Origin of the sequence: Pseudomonas sp. MWU13-2517, assembly GCF_023242545.1 — a bacterium.
Taxonomy (GTDB): Bacteria; Pseudomonadota; Gammaproteobacteria; order Pseudomonadales; family Pseudomonadaceae; genus Aquipseudomonas.
Genome location: NZ_JALMFA010000001.1, coordinates 230,412 through 250,798, shown reverse-complemented (window position 1 = coordinate 250,798; position 20,387 = coordinate 230,412). Strand labels below are relative to the sequence as shown.

Annotated in this window: 16 protein-coding genes; 3 read left to right on the top strand and 13 right to left on the bottom strand. The window is 62.2% G+C overall.

Going from position 1 to position 20,387, the window contains the following annotated elements:
* Window positions 1-213 precede the first annotated feature (213 nt).
* A complete protein-coding gene (locus M5B97_RS01130; RefSeq protein ID WP_248730460.1) occupies window positions 214-1,380 on the bottom strand; it encodes an MFS transporter in 1,167 nt (388 codons plus the stop codon).
* A gap of 94 nt (window positions 1,381-1,474) precedes the next feature.
* Between M5B97_RS01130 and M5B97_RS01125 the strand changes: the two genes are divergently transcribed.
* The 3 genes from M5B97_RS01125 (at window position 1,475) to M5B97_RS01115 (ending at window position 4,419) form a co-directional block, all read left to right on the top strand.
* Window positions 1,475-2,383 (top strand): LysR substrate-binding domain-containing protein, encoded by a 909-nt coding sequence (locus tag M5B97_RS01125; RefSeq protein WP_248730459.1) that lies wholly within the window; start codon window positions 1,475-1,477, stop codon window positions 2,381-2,383.
* A 291-nt stretch (window positions 2,384-2,674) separates the two neighbouring features.
* A complete protein-coding gene (locus M5B97_RS01120; protein ID WP_248730458.1) occupies window positions 2,675-3,112 on the top strand; it encodes a MerR family transcriptional regulator in 438 nt (145 codons plus the stop codon).
* A 74-nt stretch (window positions 3,113-3,186) separates the two neighbouring features.
* Window positions 3,187-4,419 (top strand): NADH:flavin oxidoreductase/NADH oxidase family protein, encoded by a 1,233-nt coding sequence (locus tag M5B97_RS01115; protein ID WP_248730457.1) that lies wholly within the window; start codon window positions 3,187-3,189, stop codon window positions 4,417-4,419.
* Window positions 4,420-4,479: 60 nt separating this feature from the next.
* Here the strand turns inward: M5B97_RS01115 and M5B97_RS01110 are convergent, their stop codons facing one another.
* The 12 genes from M5B97_RS01110 to glgA form a co-directional block, all read right to left on the bottom strand.
* Window positions 4,480-5,499 (bottom strand): alpha/beta hydrolase, encoded by a 1,020-nt coding sequence (locus tag M5B97_RS01110; RefSeq protein ID WP_134657398.1) that lies wholly within the window; start codon window positions 5,497-5,499, stop codon window positions 4,480-4,482.
* Between the two features lie 202 nt (window positions 5,500-5,701).
* A complete protein-coding gene (locus M5B97_RS01105) occupies window positions 5,702-6,463 on the bottom strand; it encodes a PIG-L family deacetylase (RefSeq protein WP_248730456.1) in 762 nt (253 codons plus the stop codon).
* 178 nt (window positions 6,464-6,641) lie between these two features.
* Entirely contained in the window at window positions 6,642-7,301 is a 660-nt protein-coding gene (locus M5B97_RS01100) for a glycosyltransferase (RefSeq protein WP_248730455.1), read from the bottom strand.
* Window positions 7,298-7,897 (bottom strand): SAM-dependent methyltransferase, encoded by a 600-nt coding sequence (locus tag M5B97_RS01095; RefSeq protein WP_248730454.1) that lies wholly within the window; start codon window positions 7,895-7,897, stop codon window positions 7,298-7,300. Before M5B97_RS01095 ends, M5B97_RS01100 begins: the two co-directional genes overlap by 4 nt.
* Complete coding sequence (locus M5B97_RS01090; protein ID WP_134657394.1) at window positions 7,894-8,652, bottom strand: PIG-L family deacetylase; 759 nt, start codon at window positions 8,650-8,652, stop codon at window positions 7,894-7,896. Before M5B97_RS01090 ends, M5B97_RS01095 begins: the two co-directional genes overlap by 4 nt.
* The gene (locus tag M5B97_RS01085; RefSeq protein WP_248730453.1) at window positions 8,649-9,647 is read right to left on the bottom strand and encodes an acyl-CoA/acyl-ACP dehydrogenase; all 999 of its coding nucleotides are present in this window, start codon (window positions 9,645-9,647) and stop codon (window positions 8,649-8,651) included. The genes M5B97_RS01090 and M5B97_RS01085 overlap by 4 nt, the downstream gene beginning before the upstream one ends.
* A gap of 1 nt (window position 9,648) precedes the next feature.
* Entirely contained in the window at window positions 9,649-11,808 is a 2,160-nt protein-coding gene (glgX, locus tag M5B97_RS01080) for a glycogen debranching protein GlgX (RefSeq protein WP_248730452.1), read from the bottom strand.
* Window positions 11,809-11,939: 131 nt separating this feature from the next.
* Window positions 11,940-12,206, bottom strand: coding sequence for a DUF2934 domain-containing protein (locus M5B97_RS01075; RefSeq protein ID WP_123718510.1), 267 nt, complete (start codon window positions 12,204-12,206; stop codon window positions 11,940-11,942).
* A 24-nt stretch (window positions 12,207-12,230) separates the two neighbouring features.
* Window positions 12,231-14,981 carry a malto-oligosyltrehalose synthase gene (locus tag M5B97_RS01070; protein ID WP_248730451.1) on the bottom strand — a complete coding sequence of 917 codons (2,751 nt, stop codon included), beginning with the start codon at window positions 14,979-14,981 and terminating at the stop codon, window positions 12,231-12,233.
* On the bottom strand, window positions 14,978-17,062 hold the full coding sequence (malQ, locus tag M5B97_RS01065; protein WP_248730450.1) for a 4-alpha-glucanotransferase: 2,085 nt from the start codon (window positions 17,060-17,062) through the stop codon (window positions 14,978-14,980). Before malQ ends, M5B97_RS01070 begins: the two co-directional genes overlap by 4 nt.
* Entirely contained in the window at window positions 17,059-18,804 is a 1,746-nt protein-coding gene (gene treZ, locus M5B97_RS01060) for a malto-oligosyltrehalose trehalohydrolase (RefSeq protein WP_248730449.1), read from the bottom strand. Before treZ ends, malQ begins: the two co-directional genes overlap by 4 nt.
* Window positions 18,805-18,823: 19 nt before the next feature.
* Window positions 18,824-20,377, bottom strand: coding sequence for a glycogen synthase GlgA (gene glgA / locus M5B97_RS01055; RefSeq protein ID WP_248730448.1), 1,554 nt, complete (start codon window positions 20,375-20,377; stop codon window positions 18,824-18,826).
* Window positions 20,378-20,387: the final 10 nt, after the last annotated feature.

Below are 20,387 nucleotides of genomic sequence, written 5' to 3'. Positions count from 1 at the left end.
ATGCGCATCGGGGGCGTGGCCTTTAGCCGACTTGACATACCAGGCGTATCCAAGAGGCAGAGAAGTGAGCCAGCTTGCACTTGCGTAGGAGGCAAGCTGGGCGAAACCAGAACCGAGTTGGTCGTCCGCTTTTGGCCGACTGCCGCCCTTCGCCAAGGGCAGCAATTCTATCAATTGCCTCGACGCATCAATGGTAACGCCCCCTCATATTCGTCATACCACTGCTGCTTCAATCGTTCTGGAACGCCAGGCAGAGGCCAACACCATCAGCAACCCGAGAGCAGCCATCGCCGCTCCGGCCAGAGAAATCGCCGGATAACCCAGGCCAGCTTTGATCACCGCTCCGCCCAGCGCTGCGCCAATCGCGTTGCCAAAATTGAAGGCGCCAATGTTCACCGCAGAGGCAAGATTGGGCGCGTCCTTCGCTGCTTCCATGACGCGCATCTGCAGCGGCGGCACCAGTGCGAAACTGGCTATACCCCATACCAGGATGGTCAGAGCAGCCGGCACCGGCCAACGCATCAGCAGGGCGAACGCCAGCAAGACGAGAATCAGAACACTTAGCGAGACGATCAAGGTGCGATCTATCGAGCGGTCGGCGGCCTTGCCGCCCCACACATTGCCCAGCGTCAACCCCACACCAAAAAGTACCAGCATCGCGGTGATGTAGGCGGTGGAACTATGGGTCTCGCTGCTGAGGATCGGCGCGATGTAAGTGAACACTGTAAACATTGCGCTAGATCCGACTACGGTCAGGGCCAACGCACTCAGCACTGGACCACGCCCCAGTACCCGAATTTCAGCCATTACACCGGCGCTTTGCGGCGTCTTCAGGTTAGGCAAGGCGAACCACAACGCGGCCATGGTCACCACGCCGAGGCCGGTAATTCCCCAGAAAGCTGTGCGCCAACCTAACAGTTCACCAAACCAGGCGGCCAGCGGTACACCGCCAATGGTCGCCAGGGTCAGGCCCATGAACATCGCCGCAACCGCTCCGGCACGTTTCTCCGGGGCAACCACGCTAGCGGCGACGATGGAGCCAACGCCAAAAAATGCACCATGGTTCAGTGAGGTCACCACCCTGGCGACCATGAGGCTGTAGTAATCGGTGGCCAGGGCTGACATCAGATTTCCCAGGGTGAAAATTGCCATGAGCCCGATCAGCAGATAGCGCCGTGGAATCCTGCCAGTGGTCAGGGTCATCAGAGGTGCGCCGAGCAATACGCCCAGCGCGTAAGCACTGACCAGCAGACCGGCTGCGGGAATGGAAACGCCCAGATCCGCAGCTATACCCGGCAACATGCCCATGGGGGCGAATTCTGTAACGCCGATACCGAAGGCACCGATGGCGAGCGCGACAAGTGGTGGATTGATACGCATGAGAGGCTCCTTATCTGTGCCGCTAATGCTACGATCCAGTCGTATCAGGCAGTAGATAGCGTTTTTGGCAATCACCTTTGCGTAAGGGGCACAAGTGGATTTCAACGGAAGGTCAGGTGAAATGAGCGTGTTCACCACCGTGGCGCAGGAAGGCAGCCTGTCGGCCGCCGCGCGTGCACTGGGGCTGACACCCTCGGCGGTCAGCCGGATCATCGCGCGTACGGAGCAACGTCTTGGCACCCGCCTGCTGTTGCGCACCACTCGGGCGATCACCTTCACTGCCGAGGGAGAAGCGTTCCTCCGAGGCGCTCGGCGTATCCTGGCCGACATGGACGAGGTCGAAGAAGCCATCGCTGACCAAGGTGTACCCAGGGGGCGATTGCGGGTCAGTGCCGCCCTTGGCCATGGACGGCTGGCCATCGTTCCGTTGGTCGCAGCATTCAGCGCCCGTTACCCGAACATTGTCATCGACCTCACCCTCAGCGATGAAGTGGTCGACATTCTCGGCGGGCAGGCCGACGTTGCGGTCCGCTTTGGCCATCTGCCCGACAGCCCGCTGACCGCACGCAGGATCGGCGACACCGGCCAGGTAGTACTGGCATCGCCCGAGTATCTGCAGCGGCACGGCACCCCCCAGGAACCGGAAGACCTGTTACAGCACAACTGCCTGCGCTTCAACTTCCGGCGCGCCGAACCCAACTGGCCGTTCATCCGGGATGGAAAAAAGTTTTCCCTAAAGGTTAGCGGCAACATCGAATGCAGCAGTGGCGAAGCGCTGGCACAACTCGCGCGAGAAGGTGCCGGCATTGCACGTATCGGTGAGTTCAGCGTGAGCGCGGATCTGCAGCGCGGCTTGCTGATTCCGCTATTGGAAGCCTGCAACCCCGGGGATCGGGAACCGATTCATGCGGTGTTCGTCGGTGGCGCAACAATGCCGGTGCGGGTGCGATTGTTCGTGGATTTCTTGCTGGAACACCACCAGATGTTAGGAGGCGTAAGCTAATATTTCCGGATATTCGTGATGTTGAAATGACCAAAACATTTTCGGGTGCACTATCAATAGGTGGTTTGTCTGCTGGAACAATCTTGAGCTCTGGCATTGATCGGGCATCCGCACGTTTTAAATGGGCATCGTGAAAGACCGGTAGCGACCTGTCAGAACGTCATATATTCCCCCTCATCAGAGACAAACAGCCGCGCGTGGGCTTCATGGACTACACAGGGTTGCCTCGGTCGCCAGCCCACACTAGCTTTAAAGCCAACTTCAAGGTCAACCGTGCTGTGGGAGTGGGACATGAGAATAGGTGAACTGGCGAAACTCACCGGCTTGGCGCCTTCACGCATCCGCTTTTATGAAGCGAGCGGCCTGATCACGTCGGTCGGGCGCAAAGCCAACGGTTACCGGGATTATGCCCCTGATACCGAGTGGGTATTGCAACTCATCACCGGCGCACAGGGCGCCGGATTTTCACTGGAGGAAATCCGCAAATTGCTGCCGTCGAATGCCGGCGGTTGGCAGCATGACGAGTTGTTGACCGGGCTCAAGCGCAAGGTTGAAGAAATCGAAGTGCTGCAGCAGCGGTTGGCCCAGAACAAAGCACAACTGTTGCTGGTGATCGCGGGCGTCGAGGGCAAGCCAGAGGGCGTGGCCTGTGCCGAGAACACCCAGTTGCTCCTGCATCGTCTGCGCGAAGAGGGTGGGGCGGCGGTTTCAGCTCGCACGGAGAAATAACACCTCAAAAAACGGTTGACCTTAAAGTTGACTTCAATCTTATGGTGGTTCCACCCCAACTGAGGACCATCCCCATGAACTTGTTCCACCCCCTGATACTGCCCAACGGTTCGACCCTCAAGAACCGCATTGCCAAAGCGGCCATGGAAGAAAACATGGCGGACGCCCACCAGGCGCCTTCCGCAGACCTGATGCGTCTCTACCAGGCATGGGCTGATGGCGGTGCGGGGCTGATCATTACCGGCAATGTGATGGTCGACGGTCGCGCCATGACCGGCCCAGGTGGTGTGGTGCTGCAGGATGACCTGCAATTGGCCAAGTTCAAGCGCTGGGCACAGGTGAGCCGTTCCGGCGGCGCTCAGGTCTGGTTGCAGATCAACCATCCCGGCCGGCAGATGCAGGCCAACCTTGGGCAAAAGACCTGGGCGCCCTCGGCCGTTGCGTTGAGCCTGGGCAACCTGTCCAAGCGTTTCGCCACGCCTTACGCCATGACGCCCAGCGTGATCCAGGACGTGATTCAACGCTTCGCGCGCTCCGCTCGCCTGGGCGAGCAGGCCGGTTTCACGGGCGTGGAAATCCATGCCGCCCATGGTTATCTGCTGAGCCAGTTTTTGTCGCCGCTGACTAACCAGCGCACGGACGAGTGGGGCGGTTCCCTGGAAAATCGCGCGCGTCTGCTTGTGGAAGTCGTCAAGGCAGTCAGGGCCGTGGTGTCGAAGGACTTCGCGGTCGCCGTCAAACTGAACTCGGCTGACTTCCAGCGCGGCGGCTTTACCGCCGATGACGCCAAACGTGTGGTGACACTGCTCAACGACCTGGGCGTGGACATGGTGGAATTGTCCGGCGGCAGTTACGAAGCCCCCGCCATGCAAGGCCAGGCGCGTGATGGCCGGACCCTGGCGCGTGAGGCCTATTTCCTCGAATTTGCCCGTGATATCCAAACGGTTGCCAAGATGCCCGTGATGGTCACCGGTGGCGTGCGTCGGCGCCCTGTCGCTGAAAGCGTGGTGCAAAGCGGAGTGGACATGGTGGGCATGGGCACCGCGTTGGCCATCGATCCGCATCTGCCCCGTGACTGGCTGCAAGGCAAAGACAATGCCCCGCAATTACCGCCGATTACATGGAAAAACAAAACCATCGCGTCCCTGGCTAACATGGCGGTGGTCAAGTTCCAACTGCGCAAACTCAGCCTCGATAAGCGGCCCGACCCGAGCGTGTCACCGCTGCGTGCGTTGCTCCAGCAACAACTCGGGGAAGCCTGTCGTACCCGCCAGTATCGGCGCTGGATCAGTAAGCAAACGGCCTGAGTCGATCCAGGGGAGGGTGATTGAGGCGTGTGCCGACCACCTCAACCTGCGGCCATTGCATCACAGATGATCAGCGTCGATCACTGCCTTGGCGAAAGCCTGCGGCGCTTCCTGAGGTAAGTTGTGACCGATGCCACCATTGACCTGGCGGAACTGGTATTTGCCGGTGAAGCGCTTGGCGTAGTCCTCCGGTTGCGGATGCGGTGCGCCGTTGGCGTCGCCTTCCAAGGTGATGGTCGGTACGCCAATGGACGGTGACTGGGCGAGTTGCTGCTCCAGCGCGCTGTATTGCGCCTCTCCCTGCACCAACCCCAGGCGCCAGCGGTAGTTGAACACGGTGATGGCGACGTGGTCGGGGTTGTCCAGGCCCTTGGCACTGCGGTTGAAGGTGGCGTCGTCGAACTGCCATTGGGGTGAGGCGGTTTGCCAGATCAGCTTGGCGAAGTCGTGGGTGTTTTTCTGATAGCCCGCGCTGCCGCGTTCGGTGGCGAAGTAGAACTGGTACCACCATTGCAACTCGGCCTTGGGCGGCAGTGGGTTCTTGCCGCTGGCCTGGTTGCCGATCAGGTAACCACTGACCGACACCAGTGCCTTGACCCGCTCCGGCCACAGCGCCGAGACGATATCCGCCGAACGTGCGCCCCAGTCATAACCCCCAAGCACCGCTTGCTGGATTTTCAACGCATCCATGAAGTCGATCACATCCTGGGCCAGCGCGGCAGGTTCGCCGTTGCGCAAGGTTTTATCCGACAGAAAACGCGTGTCGCCATAACCACGGGCGTAGGGGATCAACACGCGATAACCCTTGGCTGCAAGCAGCGGGGCGACATTGGCGTAGCTGTCGATATCGTAGGGCCAGCCATGCAGCAGAATCACCACCTTGCCGTTGGCCGGGCCGACTTCGGCGTAAGCCACATCCAGCAGGCCGGCCTTGATGTGTTTGAGCGCGCCAAAGCTGCTGTGGCTGATGGCGGGCGGGGTGTTTATTTCCGGCATTTCGGCGTTGGCCACGCCAATGGCTCCGAGTGGCGACAGCGCTAAGGCCAGGAACAGTGAGCGGCGGTTCAACTGAGTGTGCATGGCGAGCCTCCTACGGCTTGATGGTTGCCTGGCTCTCAGTTGAACGCGTGGCTGTATCGGGCCTGTGTCCTGAATGCGCCGCAAGTCGAGGGTTATGTATCGCAGTGGCTGGCGTACACACTGCGATACAAAGCCGCAGCTAACGATCAACCGGGCTCGGGGGCATTCCCGAATGGCGGCTGCGGTATAGCCGAGTGGCTCACTAGACAAACACAATCTCGTACGGCTCGCGCATCCGCTCCAGCAGCTCTTGGGCCAGCATTGGTGCCAGGCCAATTTGCGGGTCGCCGGCCAACTGGCTGGCGTAGGCGTGGGCGGCGTGCAGTTTGCGCGCCACGCTCCAGCTGTCCAGGCGCACCTTGCGCGCGCGCTGCCAGGGAATCACCGCGCCCTCACGCGCCGGGCAATGCCAGGCCCAGATGGGCAGTTCATACAACTGCGCGCCCACCAGGCTGCACGCTTTGGCGCTGGCACGGCCGACGGCGTCGTGGTCCGCGTTGCCGTCGTTGCACCAAGTGGTCAATACCACGTCGCCGGGTTGCAGGTAGCGGGCGATGAATTGGCTCATCGGCTGTTCGCGTGCAGGCAGCGCATTATCGAGGAAGCCGCCGCGAATCCATTTCAGGCTGTGCAACGGCATGCCCAGGCGGCGCAGGGCTTCGACGCTTTCCTGGGGCCGCACCACACTCAGGCGCTTGGCCGGCCATACGTTGGAGCCGGGATGGCTGGCGCTGCCATCGGTGATGGAGATCAATTGCAGAGGGTGTTCGCGGGTGCTGAGCAGTTGCAGCAAACCACCACAGGCCAGGACTTCATCGCCGGGGTGAGGCGCAATCACCACCACGCGTGCGCCGGGCGGCACCAGTGAGGTCAGAGCGATGATGGGGATTTGCGCCAGCTGCGGCGCGCTGTTCCAGATTTGTGCGGGGCCGCGGCGGCCTTCGCTTAGGGAGGCAGGCTTCATTGGGGAAGTACGTCCTTGTCGGTTGATGCGGGGTCGTGCCCTGTCGATGGGACGACTCTCTTTTATTCATCTCAGGCTCCTGCGCTGAGTGCGCAGCGTTCCAACCCTGGAACGCTGTGCAAGGCGTTATGAGCATAGACAAGGATTTATCGCTTTCACATTTTGAAATGTCGTTTTTTTACGAAAACTGCAGCAGGCTTTTCAAATAGTCACCGAACCCGCCCTGGGCACGACAATCCAGGCGTGCGCTGGTGATCACCTGCGGCGAATGGCTCCAGGCGATGGAGGCGCCGCAGCGTTCGAGGTTGCGCACCAGTTGTACATCCTCATGGCACGCCAGCGGTTCGAAGCCGCCGGCTCGTACATAGGCATCGGCACTCACGCCCAGGTTGGCACCGTGGATATGCCGATGGCCGTCCCGGGCTTCGTACGCCTGGTGATAGCGAATCTGCGCCGCCGGGTCGAACCCTTCACTCCAGGCGTCCACGGTGACCGTACCGCACACCGCATCGACCCCCAGCGCCAACTGCGCCACCAACCAATCGGGGGCGACGCGGCTGTCGGCGTCCGTGCAGGATATCCACCGTGCACCTTGATTGAGCAAGTGCCGTGCACCTACGCGGCGTACCTGCCCGACATTGCGCGCCTGCACTTCCAGGCTCTGCACCTGATACGCCTGGGCAATCGCCGCGCTGGCGTCGGTGCAACTGTCGAGCACCACCAGGATCTGTACCGCTTCGCCGAGCAAGCCCGGGTGACTGGCCGCAATCATCGCCGCCTTCAAGCATTCGCCCAACAGCGCTTCTTCGTTATGTACCGGGATCAAAATGCCAATCATCGCAGGCCCTCTTGGCTTGCTACCGAGGTGCCATCGCGGCTCCACAGGTCGAGTAGAAAATCATCTTCGTGATGCTGTACCACGTGGTGCATGCCCAGTCGCTGCTGGAGCAGGGCGTGCACTTGTTCGGCGGTCTGCGGGCATTCGTCGATACGGGGTCGCCAGTGGCAGGCAAGCAGTTGGCCGTTGGGTGCCAGTGAAGCGAGGGCGCAGTCGATCAGGCGGCCGAGATCATCCGCGTCCAGGTAGTAGCCCAACTCGCTCAGCACGACCAATTCGAACTGGCCGGTCGGCCATTGTTCGGGCAGGCGACTTTGCTGCACCTGGGCATGGGCAAACGCCGACAGGCGCGTTTTGGCCAGGGCCACGGCCATCGCTGAGGTGTCGCAACACAACAGCTGATCGCAGCGTGTTGCCAGCTCGGCGCTCAATTCGCCGTTGGCGCAGCCGGGCTCGAAGATTGAGGTGTAGTGTGCCCGTGTGAGCACGGCCAGGGTCAGGGCCCGCTTGCGCTGCTCATACCAGCGTTGGCGAAAAGCCCACGGATCGTCGTTATCGGCAAACAACTGGTCGAAATACGGGGTTGCCACGCTCATACAAACACCACCTCAAAAGGCTGCAGCAGGCGCTCCACCACATACGGCGCCAGCACCGGGCCGAGGCCGATCTGCGGGTCGCCCTCCAATTGGCTGGCGAAGGCGTGGATAGCGTGCCGCTTGCGCGCCACGGTTTCGGGGCTCAAGAGCACTTTGCGGGCACGCTCCCAGGGTACTTGACTGTCTTCAGGCGTTGCCCAGTGCCAGGTCCACACCGGCAACTCGAACAGGCTTGCACCGACGGCCTGGGCCGCTTGCGCGCTGGCACGGCCGACCGCTTCATGATCGCAATGGCCGTCTTCGCGCCAGGTGGTAAACACCACATCGGTGGGCTTGAGGTAGCGCTGGATGAACGTCGCCAATTGCGCTTCACGCGCCGCGACCTGGCTGTCGGCAAACCCTGCGCGCAGCCATTTCAAACTGTGCAATGGCAGGCCAAGGCGGTGCAGGGCCTGGGCCGATTCCTGCGGGCGCACCACGCTCAGGCGTTCCACCGGCCAGCGGCGCGAGCCAGGATGACTGGCGCTGCCGTCGGTGACGGAGATCAGTTGAATGGGCCGGCCCAATTTGGCCAGTCCCTGCATCAGGCCGCCACACCCCAGCACTTCATCGTCAGGGTGAGGCGCGATAATCACGGCGCGATGGCCTTCAGGCACCAACTGCTCGACGCTGATAACCGGCAACTCAGCCAGCCGCGTCGATGCCTGCCAGTGATGCAATGGCGTGCCTTGGCCGACAATTGGATTGGGCTTCATAACCGCCACCTCCCTGAGGGTTCGCCTGCGACTTGCGCACCCAGGGCGGCCAGGTCGCGTTCGGCATGACTTTGACGCACGTACACCGGCAGATCTGCGATCAGCTGGGCGAAGTGCGGGTCCTTGCAATAAGGCCCGGCACCCACGGCCCGGCCCACATGGTGGATCACCTGTTCAACAGTGTCCTCGATGCAGGCTCGCGTCTGCTGAGCCAGCAGTCGCGCATCGGCGGTCGGCTGGCGGTCGATCTGTTCGGCACTGGCGCGCAGTACACAAGCGGCGCTGTTCAAGGCGCTGTCGACTGCACCGAGATGGGCGAGGGCATGGGGCTCCGGATGTTTTGCGCACTGCTCACGCAGCACCTCGCCCAGGCGCTGTGCGGCGCCATACCAACAGGCGGCGATGCCGATCCCGCCTTGCCAGAAGCCCGGGCGCGAGAGGTAATCGCCGGGGCCACCGACCGGGAGGCCCCGGGCTTCGCTGAAAACGATTTCGACACTGCCGGTGGCGGCCATACCCACCGCGTTCCAACCTTCATCAGTCACCGTGATGCCGGGCTGATCCATTGCCACGGCGACCAATTGCTGACGATCCTCCTCATCCCAGGCGGTGAGTAACCCGTGGCTGACCACGGCCGCACCGGAGCACCAGGCCTTGCGTCCGTCGATCAGCAAACGGTGGCCATCGCGCCGCACCCGCACTTTCGCGTTGGGTGGCTCGGCGGCCCACATACCCCAGGTGCTACCCAAGGGCGGCGCGGGGCTGTGCAGTTCGGCAATGATCGCCAAGGCATCGGTATGCCCTTCGAACAACTTGCACAGGCGCAAGTCGTGTCCCGCCACCTGTGCCAGGCAGCTGAAACGCGTCAACGTCTCGCCGCCGCCGGGCAACGGCAACTGGTCCAGACCTTCCTCCTGAAGCGCCCTCAGCGCCTGGCCGAGGGCCTGCGCATCCGCATAGCCCCGGTAGCCCTGAAGGAAGTGATGCAACGCCATGTCACACCTCGCTTTCGCGCTGCAGTTCGAACAGCAGCAGTGAACGCCCCGTCACGGCGTACTCGTGATCGAAATCAAAGCGCTCCTGGCCACGCACAGCGATTTGGTTGGTATCGAGCAGGCACGTCCAGCATTCACCTTCAGGCACCGGCGGCAGGCGGAAATTGACCATGTCGTGGTGCGCGTTGACGACCAGCAGCAAGGTTGCGTCGGCACCTGGGCGGCGAATCCCGGTTTCCTGGGCGCGGCCATCCATCAGCATGCCCAGGCAGCGACCATGGCTGTCTTGCCATTGTTCAGTGCTCATTTCATTGCCATCAGGCGCCAGCCAGGTGACGTCTTTCACGCCGATGTCTTCGTTGTAATCGCCCACCAGGAAGCGGCCCCGGCGCAGGATAGGGTAGGCCAGGCGCAACTTGATCAGGCGCTTGACGAATTTGAGCAGGGATTTACCGTCCTCATCCAGGTCCCAGTTGACCCAGCCGATTTCACTGTCCTGGCAATAGGCGTTGTTGTTGCCGTGCTGGGTGCGCGCAAACTCGTCGCCGGCGACGATCATCGGCGTGCCTTGGGCGAGGAGCAGGGTGGCGAAGAAGTTACGCATCTGGCGCAGGCGCAGTGCGTTGATTTCCGGGTCTTCGGTGGGGCCTTCGACGCCGTGGTTCCACGACAGGTTGTTGTTGCTGCCGTCCTGGTTGTTTTCGTCGTTGGCTTCGTTGTGCTTGTCGTTGTAGGACACCAGGTCATGCAGGGTGAAACCGTCGTGGGCGGTAATGAAGTTCACCGAGCTGTACGGCCGGCGACCCCGGTGGTTGAACATCTCACCAGAGGCGGTCATGCGTCCGGCGAAATCCGCCAGCTGGCCGTCATCGCCTTTCCAGAACGCGCGCACGGTATCGCGGAAGCGGTCGTTCCACTCTACCCAGCCCGGTGGGAAGTTGCCCACTTGATAACCGCCAGGGCCGCAGTCCCATGGTTCGGCGATCAGTTTCAACTGGCGCAGCACCGGGTCCTGACGGCAGGCGACCAGGAAGCTGTGGCGTTCGTCGAAGCCGTCGCGGTAGCGCCCGAGGATCGTCGCCAAATCGAAGCGGAAACCGTCGACGTGCATCTCGTTGGCCCAGTAACGCAGGGAGTCAGTGACCATTTGCAGCACGCACGGGTGGCTCAGGTCGAGGGTGTTGCCGGTGCCGGAGTCGTTGATGTAGAAACGCTTGTCATCGGGCATCAGCCGGTAGTAGGAGGCGTTGTCGATACCGCGCATAGACAGGGTCGGGCCGCGCTCGTTGCCTTCGGCGGTGTGGTTGTAGACCACGTCGAGGATCACTTCGAGCTTCTGCTCGTGCAGGTGCGCGACCATCTCCTTGAATTCCGCGATCTTGCCGCTGGCCAAGTAGCGCGGGTCGGGGGCAAAGAACGCGATGCTGTTATAGCCCCAATAGTTGGTCATGCCTTTTTGCAGCAAATGCTGGTCGTTGACGAAGGCATGCACGGGTAGCAACTCGACCGACGACACGCCCAATTGGCGGATGTGCTTGAGCACATCATCTTCCATCAGGCCGGCGCAGGTGCCGCGAAGCGATTCGCTCACCGAAGGGTGGCGCATGCTGATACCGCGCAGGTGGGTCTCGTAGATGATCGTGCGGTCCCAAGGCACGCGCACCGGTTGGTCGTTGCCCCAGGTGTGCGCCGGGTCGATGACCTTGCACTTGGGCACGAAGGGTGCACTGTCGCGTTCGTCGAAGCTGAGGTCGTCGTCGGGGTGGCCGATGGTGTAGCCGAACAGGGCTTCGGACCATTTGAGCTCGCCGACCAATTGTTTGGCATAGGGGTCGATCAGCAGCTTGTTGTGGTTGAAACGATGACCGTTGGCAGGGTCATAAGGGCCGTACACACGGTAGCCGTAGACCAGCCCGGGATGGGCGTCGGGCAGGTAGCCGTGGAAGATCTCGTCGGTGTATTCGGGCAGCTCGATACGCTCAAGCTCTACCTCGCCCGAGTCGTCGAACAGGCACAATTCCACCTTGGTGGCGTTGGCCGAGAACAGCGCGAAGTTGACGCCCAGACCGTCCCAGGTGGCACCCAGGGGGAAGGGCAAGCCTTCACGAACTCGCGACGGCTCATTGCCCGGCGTCGATGGGGTCTTTTGGGATTTGCTCATTCAATGTTGCTCCTGCAAGGGTCTTTTTTCGGGCCGAACGAAACCGTGCCGACGAAGGTTCAGCTGAGAAATTTGAAAGTGAGGTCACCTCCTGCCGTTGCGCCGGCAGAAGGCTTATGGCGTTACAGCGGTTACGGCTTGGGCTTTTTCGGCGCTGCTGGTTTTTTTGCCGGCGGCGGGGTCGGCTTGCTCGCAGCCGCGGGTTTGGCTTTTGCCGCCGGCGGCTTGGGCGCAGCCTTTGGCTTGGCGGCCGGTTTAGGCTTGCTTGGGGTCAGCGCTTCGGCTTCCGCCAACTTGCGAGCCATCTCCCAGTGACGCGCGTCTTCGCCGTGAGGCTTGCCTTCAGATTCCCAGATCTGATGCGCCAGTTCGCGTATGCGTTTGTCTTCAGTACTCATCACAATGCTCCTCGCAGAAATTTTTCAGCTTTCTTGATCATCAGGATTGATAAAGACATTGACCGGGAATCCCCCCAGGGCAGTGCTGATCAACAGCTCCTTGTTTGGTGTGACTACGCCCGTTTGAAAAAGTCCCTTCCAGTTTTGCGTTGTGCCGGTAAACGGTAATTTCACTCGCGTATCGCCCCAAACCTGCGCAGGGATGTGAGGCAGATCACTGTTTTCAAGCAGCCGATGGGACCAGCGTGGCACCACCACCAGCACGGTTTTGCCTTGGTGTTCGCGGTAGAACGCCACTACATGCTCGGCGTAGGTACCGCACACTTCCAACGGCGTGTAGTCGCCCTGGCTGAACACTTCGGGTTGGGCCTTGCGCAAGGCCAGTACCTGGGCAATCAACGCTTGTTTGATACGCCCATCGCGCCAGTTGGACAAGCTTTCGATGATGTCCGGTGGTGCTTGCAGCGCCCGTTGCCGTGCGCTGAAATCCACCGGGCGACGGTTGTCCGGGTCCACCAGGCTGAAGTCCCAGAACTCATCGCCCTGATACAGATCCGGTACCCCCGGCACGGTAAGCCGAAGCAAGGTTTGCGCCAGGCCATTCAAAGCACCGGCCGGCGCTATTCTCTGCGCGGCCGCAGCCAGCGCCGTGCGCAACGGTTGACCTTCAGGGGTGAGCAGCAGGCGCGACAGGAAGGCTTCAACACCTTTCTCGTAGGCATCGTTCGGCGCGCTCCAACTGCTCTGCAACTTGGCCTCGCGCAGGGCTTTCTGTTGCCACTGCCAGAGCCGTTGCCGGTAGCCCTCAAGGTCAGGGTTGGCGTCCAGCGGCCAACTGCCCAGCAGCACCTGATAGAGGATCAGTTCATCGCCGGCCGAGGGGCAGTTGCCATCCTCCCGCAATGGCGCGGCCAGGCTGCGCCACTGCTCCACCTGCTCGGCGTACCACGGCGCGCACTCACTGATCACCGCCAGGCGCGCTCGGCTGTCTTCACCGCGTTTATGGTCATGGGTGGCGGTGGCCAGCAGGTTATCGGGAAAGGCCTGCAAACGTTGCTGGTTGACGGCATGGAAGTCGGCCAGTGAGGCGCTGAACTGCTCGGTGCTGAAGCCAACGTCGTTACGCGAGAGCAACACTGCCGAACGATAAAACGCGGTGTCTTCCACAGCCTTGGCCGCTGCCGGCGAGGTCAGTTGCTGGAAGCGCACGCACGCATGTTTGAGCATCTTGCGCTCGCGGCCGCGCGGGCGATTGCGCCATGGCTGGCCGCCCAACCAGGCTTCCAGGTGATCAAGTACGGGCCAATCGCCTTCACTCAGGATGCCGCGCGCGCCGGACAAGGCTTGCTGGAATACACGGTCATCTTCCGGGCTGCGGCCCTGGGCGCTGATGTAAGTGCGGTACACCGGGAAATGCACGATCAGCGCCTGCAGCGCACGGCGGATCGCGCCCAGCGTCAGGTCTCGCGTCATCACATCGTCCCGGGCTACCTGCAGCAACGCCTGGGCGACGCTTTCAAAGTCTCCGGCCAAGGAGCCGTTGAGAATCTGCTGGCGTGCCAGCCACGCCTCTTCGATGAAGGCTGAAGGGCGCTCGCTGTGGCGCGTCCACAACTGTGCCAGCGCTTCGAAACCCTGCGGGTCGTGTTGCAGCAGCGACAGCTGGTTCATGAATTCGTAGCCGGTGGTACCGTCTACCTGCCAGTCCTGGCGCAGGGTTTCCCCTTCGCCAAGGATTTTTTCCACGAAGATCGGCACATGCCGCCCGGGCGCCAGCGCGTCTACGCGACGGCGCAATTTGCGGCAGTAGCCACGTGGGTCGGCCAGACCGTCGACATGGTCGATGCGCAAGCCATCCACCAGACCCGCGCTGATCAGTTCGAAGATCTTCGCATGGGTGGCTTCGAACACGGCGCTGCGCTCGACACGCAGGCCGCCCAGTTCGTTGACGTCGAAGAAGCGCCGCCAGTTGATGTCGTCGGCGGCTGTACGCCAGCTGGCCAGGCGGTAAGTCTGCTGTTCAAGCAACGAGTGAAGTTGCTTGAAGCCCTCGGGTGTGCGGCCGTCGAAGGCTCCGAGCCGCTGTTCGATGGCCGGCAAGACTTCGGTTGCCCGCTCGGCAAGCACTTGCTTGAGCCCGGCCGCTTCGCCGTAGGCATCGTCCTGATAGGCGAGGGCACTGAAACGGTCGGCCAGCGGCTTGAGTGATTCATCGGTGCCGAGAATCACGCCATAGTCCCGCGGGCAGATCGGGAAGCGATGCTCGTAATGCTCGACATAGAACGCGCCGCGTTCCGCGTCGAAGTGCAGCGTCAGCGTGCCGCTTTGCAAGGCTTCGCCGTAGTCGCTGCCGAGAAAGGGCATCAGCAGTTGGCCCTTGAGCAGCGGATCGGGGGAGTGCCACTGGATATCGAAGAATTCGCTATAGGGGCTCAAGCGGCCCCATTCCAGCAGGTCCAGCCACCAAGGGTTGTCGGCGCCGCCTACGGCCATGTGGTTGGAGACGATATCCAGGATCAGCCCCATCCCATGCTCACGCAGGGCGGCAACGAGGCGGTGCAGGGCCGGCTCGCCGCCCAGTTCGGGGTTGATGCGGGTGGGGTCGACCACGTCGTAGCCGTGCATCGAGCCGGCGCGGGCGCAGAGCAATGGCGAGGCGTACAGGTGACTGATGCCCAGGCGGGCGAAGTAAGGCACCAGCGGCACCGCATCATCCAGGGTGAAACCTTTATGAAATTGCAGGCGTTGGGTGGCGCGTAGAGACAGTTCTTTCATCGGTCACGCTCGTAGGCCTGATTACGCGCCACGGCCAGCAGCTCGAGGCGGCGGGCGGCGCCCGCGTTGTCGAGCAGGCTGGACGCTTCACCCGGAAGGCGGCGGCGCCAATTGGGGTGGGTGTCGGTGGTGCCGGGCAGGTTGGCTTGTTCTTCCACGCCCAGCGCGTCTTCCAGGGGCAGCAGCACCAACGGCGCACGGGTGTGGCCCAGGTAGCGCACGCTGGCGTCGATCATATGGTCGGTGTCATTGCGGATCTCATCGACGAAGTTCTGCGGGTCCTGGCTCAGGGCCTGACGCAATGCCTGGCGTTCGCGCAGGCGGTGTTCGCTCCACTGCTCGACAGTGGGGGCGTCGATCAGGCCCAGTTGGATATTCCATTCGATGTCGCGGCTGTGCCACCAACCATTGAGGGTGGGCAAATCGTGGGTGCTGGTGGTCGCGAGGGCGTTATCCGGCCAGTCCAGAATCGGTTTGAATTGGCCCTCGTGATTTTGTTCGAACAAGAGCACGCGCATGCCGAGAATCGAGCGGCCGATGAGTTTTTCGCGCAGGCCGTCGGGCACGGTGCCCAGATCCTCGCCAAGGACGATGGCCTGGTGGCGGTGGGACTCCAGGGCCAACAGGCGCAGCATGTCATCCACCGGGTAATACAGATAAGCGCCTTCACGCGGTGACGCGCCGTTGGGGATCACCCACAGGCGCTGCAGGCCCATCACATGGTCGATGCGCAAGCCGCCGGCATGCGCGAAATTGGCGCGCAGCATCTCGATAAAGGCCCGGAAGCCGTTGCGTTTGAGGCCCTCCGGTGAGAACGCCGAGATGCCCCACGCCTGGCCCGAGCGATTGAGAATGTCCGGTGGTGCCCCCACGGTGAGGTCGGCCAGCAGTTCATCCTGACGGCTCCACGCCTGGCTGCCGCCGCCATCGGCGCCCACCGCCAGGTCAGCGATCAGGCCGACACCCATGCCGCTGCCCCGGGCGGCTTGCTGCGCACGCTCCAGGCTGCGGGCGATCAGCCATTGGCAGAAGGCGAAATAGCCGATCTCATCGTGGTGTTCCTCGGCGAACTGCGCCAGGGCAGGGCTTTGCGGCGTGCGCCAGTCCTGCGGCCAGTGGCGCCAGTCGAGGTCTTCGCCGACGGCGGCGCGCACCGCTTGTACGGCTTCGAAGCGGCAGTGATTTTCCAGTGCCTCGCCGCCGGACTGGCGGAAACTGAGGAAGTCGGCATGCTGCGGATGCTCGCCCTGGCGAAAGTCTTCATACAGCGTGCGCAGTAAACGTTGCTTGGCCCTGGCGGCGGCGGGCCAGTCGATCAAGGGCAGTTGTTCAAGGGCGTGCAGCTCGTCCGCCAGCCCGGCGGCCTCGATGGCGTTGCGCACTTCACGTTCGCCCAGGATGCACGCCGGCGAGGCATACAGGCTGTTGAGAAACAGGCGGCTGGACGGTGAGTAAGGGCTGTAGCGTTCGGGGTCGGCGCTGAACATGGCGTGCATCGGGCTGATCGCCAGGGCATCGGCACCGCGCTCGGCGGCGGAACGCGCCAGGTGCTCCAGGGCCAGGGTGTCACCGAAGCCGCCATCGCCGAGGCGCCGCAGGCCATACAGTTGGGCGCTCAGGCCCCAGGCGCGGGCAGGGCGGCTGTCGACCGCCTCGGCCACGCTGTAGCAGTGGGTGGGCGCCACCGCCAGGGTGAAGGTCTGGTCGTCGATGTGTACAGAGTGGTAGCCCAACGCGATGATGCCTGGCAGCACGGCGTTACCGTCGAGGCGCAATTCCAGGGTTTCACCCTGTTCCAGGCTGACGCGGCAGGCAGTGTCCGGGGCAAAGTAGCGCGCCAGGTCCAGGCCCTCACCGGAGTCGATGGTCATGAGTGGAGGCAGGTGCTTGTCTTGTTGCACTTGCTCAAGCGCCAGCAGGCTGGCGTCGATCTCGGCATCGGTGTCGGCCGGGTGGCCAAGGCCTTTGAGCACGGCGCGCAAGGCGTCGGGTTTGACATTTTGCTGGCGGCCGTTGGCGTCGATCCAATCGACGGCCAGGCCTGTGCGGCTGGCGAGGATTTCCAGGTTCGCTTCGCTCAAGGGTGCTCTCCAACAGGGGTAAGGAAGACGCGTGCGCTGAAGGGCGCCAGTTGCGCGCCCTGATCGGCCGGCGTTTGGAAAAGACAGGCATGCGGCGCCGCGTGCGCAAGGGGCTCGGCGCTCAGGTTGAGGTCGATTTGCAGCAGGCTGCCGTCGCCCAGTCGCCAACGGGCGCTGACGGCACCCTCTGCCAGCACCCGCGCGCCCAGGGCCACGCAGCCGGGCAAGCGGGGCACGATATGTTGGTGACGGAGGCTCAGCAGTTGGCGGTAGAGCTGAGTGTGTTCGTTCTCGGTAAACGAAGGTATCGAGCGCTGGAAGGTTGCCAGGGCGTTGGGGTCGGGGATCTGCTCACGCTGTTCGGGATCATTGAAGGCGGCGAAGTCGGCAAACTCATTGCGCCGGCCCTCGCGCACCGCCTCGGCCAGCTCACCGTGATGATCGGTGAAAAACAGGAAGGGTTCTTCGGCAGCCACCTCATCGCCCATGAACACCAGGGGAATCATCGGTGACAGCAGCAACAGCGTGGTGGCGGCTTTCAGGGCCTGGGGCGTGCACAGTTGATGCAGGCGCTCACCCAGAGCGCGATTACCGATCTGGTCATGATTCTGCAGAAACAGCACGAAAGCGCTTGGCGGCAAATGGCCGCTGGGCTCGCCGCGGGACTTGTCATGCCGCGTGGGCTGCCCCTGGTAGATAAAACCTTCGCTCAGGCAGCGCGCCAACTTGGCGGTGGTGTCTGCGGCGAAGTCGCTGTAATAGGCGTCGGTTTCGCCGGTGAGCAGCACATGCAGGGCGTTGTGGCCGTCGTCGTTCCATTGGGCATCGAAATCTTGCTCAAGCAGGTTGGCCTGATTGTGCTCGTTTTCAAGTACCAGCCACACCTGTCGGCCAAGGTCGACCTGCTCGCGTACACGCTGTGCCAAGGCTCGCAGGAACCCGGGGTTGTCGATGGCGTGCACGGCATCCAGGCGCAAGCCGTCGAAGCGATATTCCAGCAGCCACATCAGCGCGTTATCGAGGAAGAAGTCCTGTACTTCCCGACGATCGAAGTCAATGCCCGCGCCCCATGGCGTGTGCACATCCTCTTGAAAGAATGCCTTGGCGTATTGGCCCAGGTAATTGCCGTCGGGGCCGAAGTGGTTGTAGACCACGTCGAGGATCACCGCCAGGCCGTGTTCATGGGCGCTGTCGATCAGGTGCTTGAGTTGTTCGGGGGTGCCATAGGAGGACTGCGGTGCATAGGGCAGTACCCCGTCGTAGCCCCAATTGCGCTCACCCGGGAATTGCGCCACGGGCATCAGCTCAATCGCAGTGAAGCCCAGTTCAGCCAGGCGTGGCAGGTGTTTTTCAATGGCGGCGTAGCCACCCAGCGCACCGACGTGCAGCTCGTAGATCACGGCCTCATGCCATGGTCGACCTTGCCATTGGCTGTTCTGCCAGGGATAGGCGAGCGGGTCGACGACCACGCTCCAACCGTGGACATCCGAGGCTTGAGCCCTGGACGCCGGGTCGGGGACATCGGCTTCACCGTCGACGTTGTAGCGGTAGCAAGTGCCCGCCGGGCACTTGGCTTCTACTTCGAACCAGCCGTCTGCCTGGGGCAGCATGGGGATGGATTTTCCGTCTTTGAATTCAACACTGACATAAAATGCGTCTGGCGCCCACAAGGCAAACTGCGTGTGTTGCGCGTCCAGCATGATTGCGCCGTGGGGCCAGGTTTCCAGAGTCCATGACGGCATCTGTGGATACCTCCCTTGATTATTTAGCCGATTTCCCCAAGGACTTGGCCACGAGTTGTTCGTACAGTTCGGCGTAGGGTTCTACCGCCTGGCACCAGTTGAACGGTTGGGTCATGGCACGGCTGCGCATGGCGTTGAGCAAACCGGGGAAGGCAAAGACCTTGAAGGCGCGGGTAAGGGCGGCCTTGTAGCTGTCCACCGTGGATTCATTGAACAGGAAGCCGGTTACGCCATCTTCGATGGTGTCGGCCAGGCCGCCGGTATTACGCGCCACCGGCAGTGAGCCGAAGCGCTGGGCGTACATCTGGCTCAGGCCGCAGGGTTCATAACGGGACGGCATCAGCAGGAAATCGCTGCCGGCGAACATGCGGCGGGCGTCGGTTTCGTTAAAGCCGATACGCACGCCTACCTGGCCGGGAAACCGCAGGGCCAGTTCGCGCATGGCCTGTTCTTCCTCCGGCTCACCCCGCCCGATAATCGCTATCTGGCCGCCATTTTCAACGATAAAGCTGGCAACGGCCTCGGTCAGGTCCAGGCCTTTTTGATAGACCAGGCGTGAGACCACGGCGAACAACGGGCCGGTGGAGTCGTGCAGGCCGAACAGTTCGCGCACGTGCGCGGCGTTGATGGCCTTGCCTTCCCAGTCGCCAATATTGAAGTTGTGGGTCAGGTGGGGATCGGTGGAGGTTTCCCAGCTTTCATCGATGCCGTTGGGAATGCCACTGAGCAAGCCTTGTTGGGTCTTGCTGGCTAAAAAGCCATCCAGGCCGCAACCGAATTCGGGGGTGGTGATTTCCTGGGCGTAGGTGGCACTCACCGTGGTGATATGGCTGGAGTAGGCCATGCCCGCCTTGAGGAACGACATCTTGCCGTAGAACTCCATGCCTTCCTGTTGCAAGGCATGGGGCGGAATGCCCAACTCCGGAGTGGAGGCCAAGCTGACGACGCCCTGATAAGCGAGGTTATGAATGGTGAACAGGGTAGGCGTGCGTGAACCGCGCCAGTGCATATAGGCCGGCGCCAGGCCCGCCGGCCAGTCGTGGGCGTGCACCAGGTCAGGGCACCAGTGGATTTGCGCGAGGTTGGCGGCGATGTCGGCGGCAGCCAGGCCCAGGCGGGCGAAGCGGATATGGTTGTCCGGCCAGTCACGGCCATTATTGGCGCCGTATGGCGTGCCTTCACGCTCGTAGAGCTCGGGGCAGATCAGCACGTAGATGACCAGCCCGTCCTTGAGGTCCATGCGCCCGATCTTGCATGGCGGCAGTGCGGCGTGGCCACCCAGCTCGCCGATGATATGGATCGGGTTGTCGCTCTCCATCACCTGCGGATAACCCGGGATCAACACCCGCACGTCGTGCAAATGCGCCATGGCGCGGGGCAGGGCAGCGGACACGTCACCCAGGCCACCGGTTTTCACCAGGTCGGCGAATTCTGAGGTAACAAACAATACTTTTTTTCGATTGGGATTCTGACTCACCACCGGCCGCACGGTGTTGATGTCAACCAAGGAGCTCGCCCCGCCGACTGGCTGACTAACACGTTCTCCCTGAATACTTGAAACGGCACTGATCATAGTTCTCTCC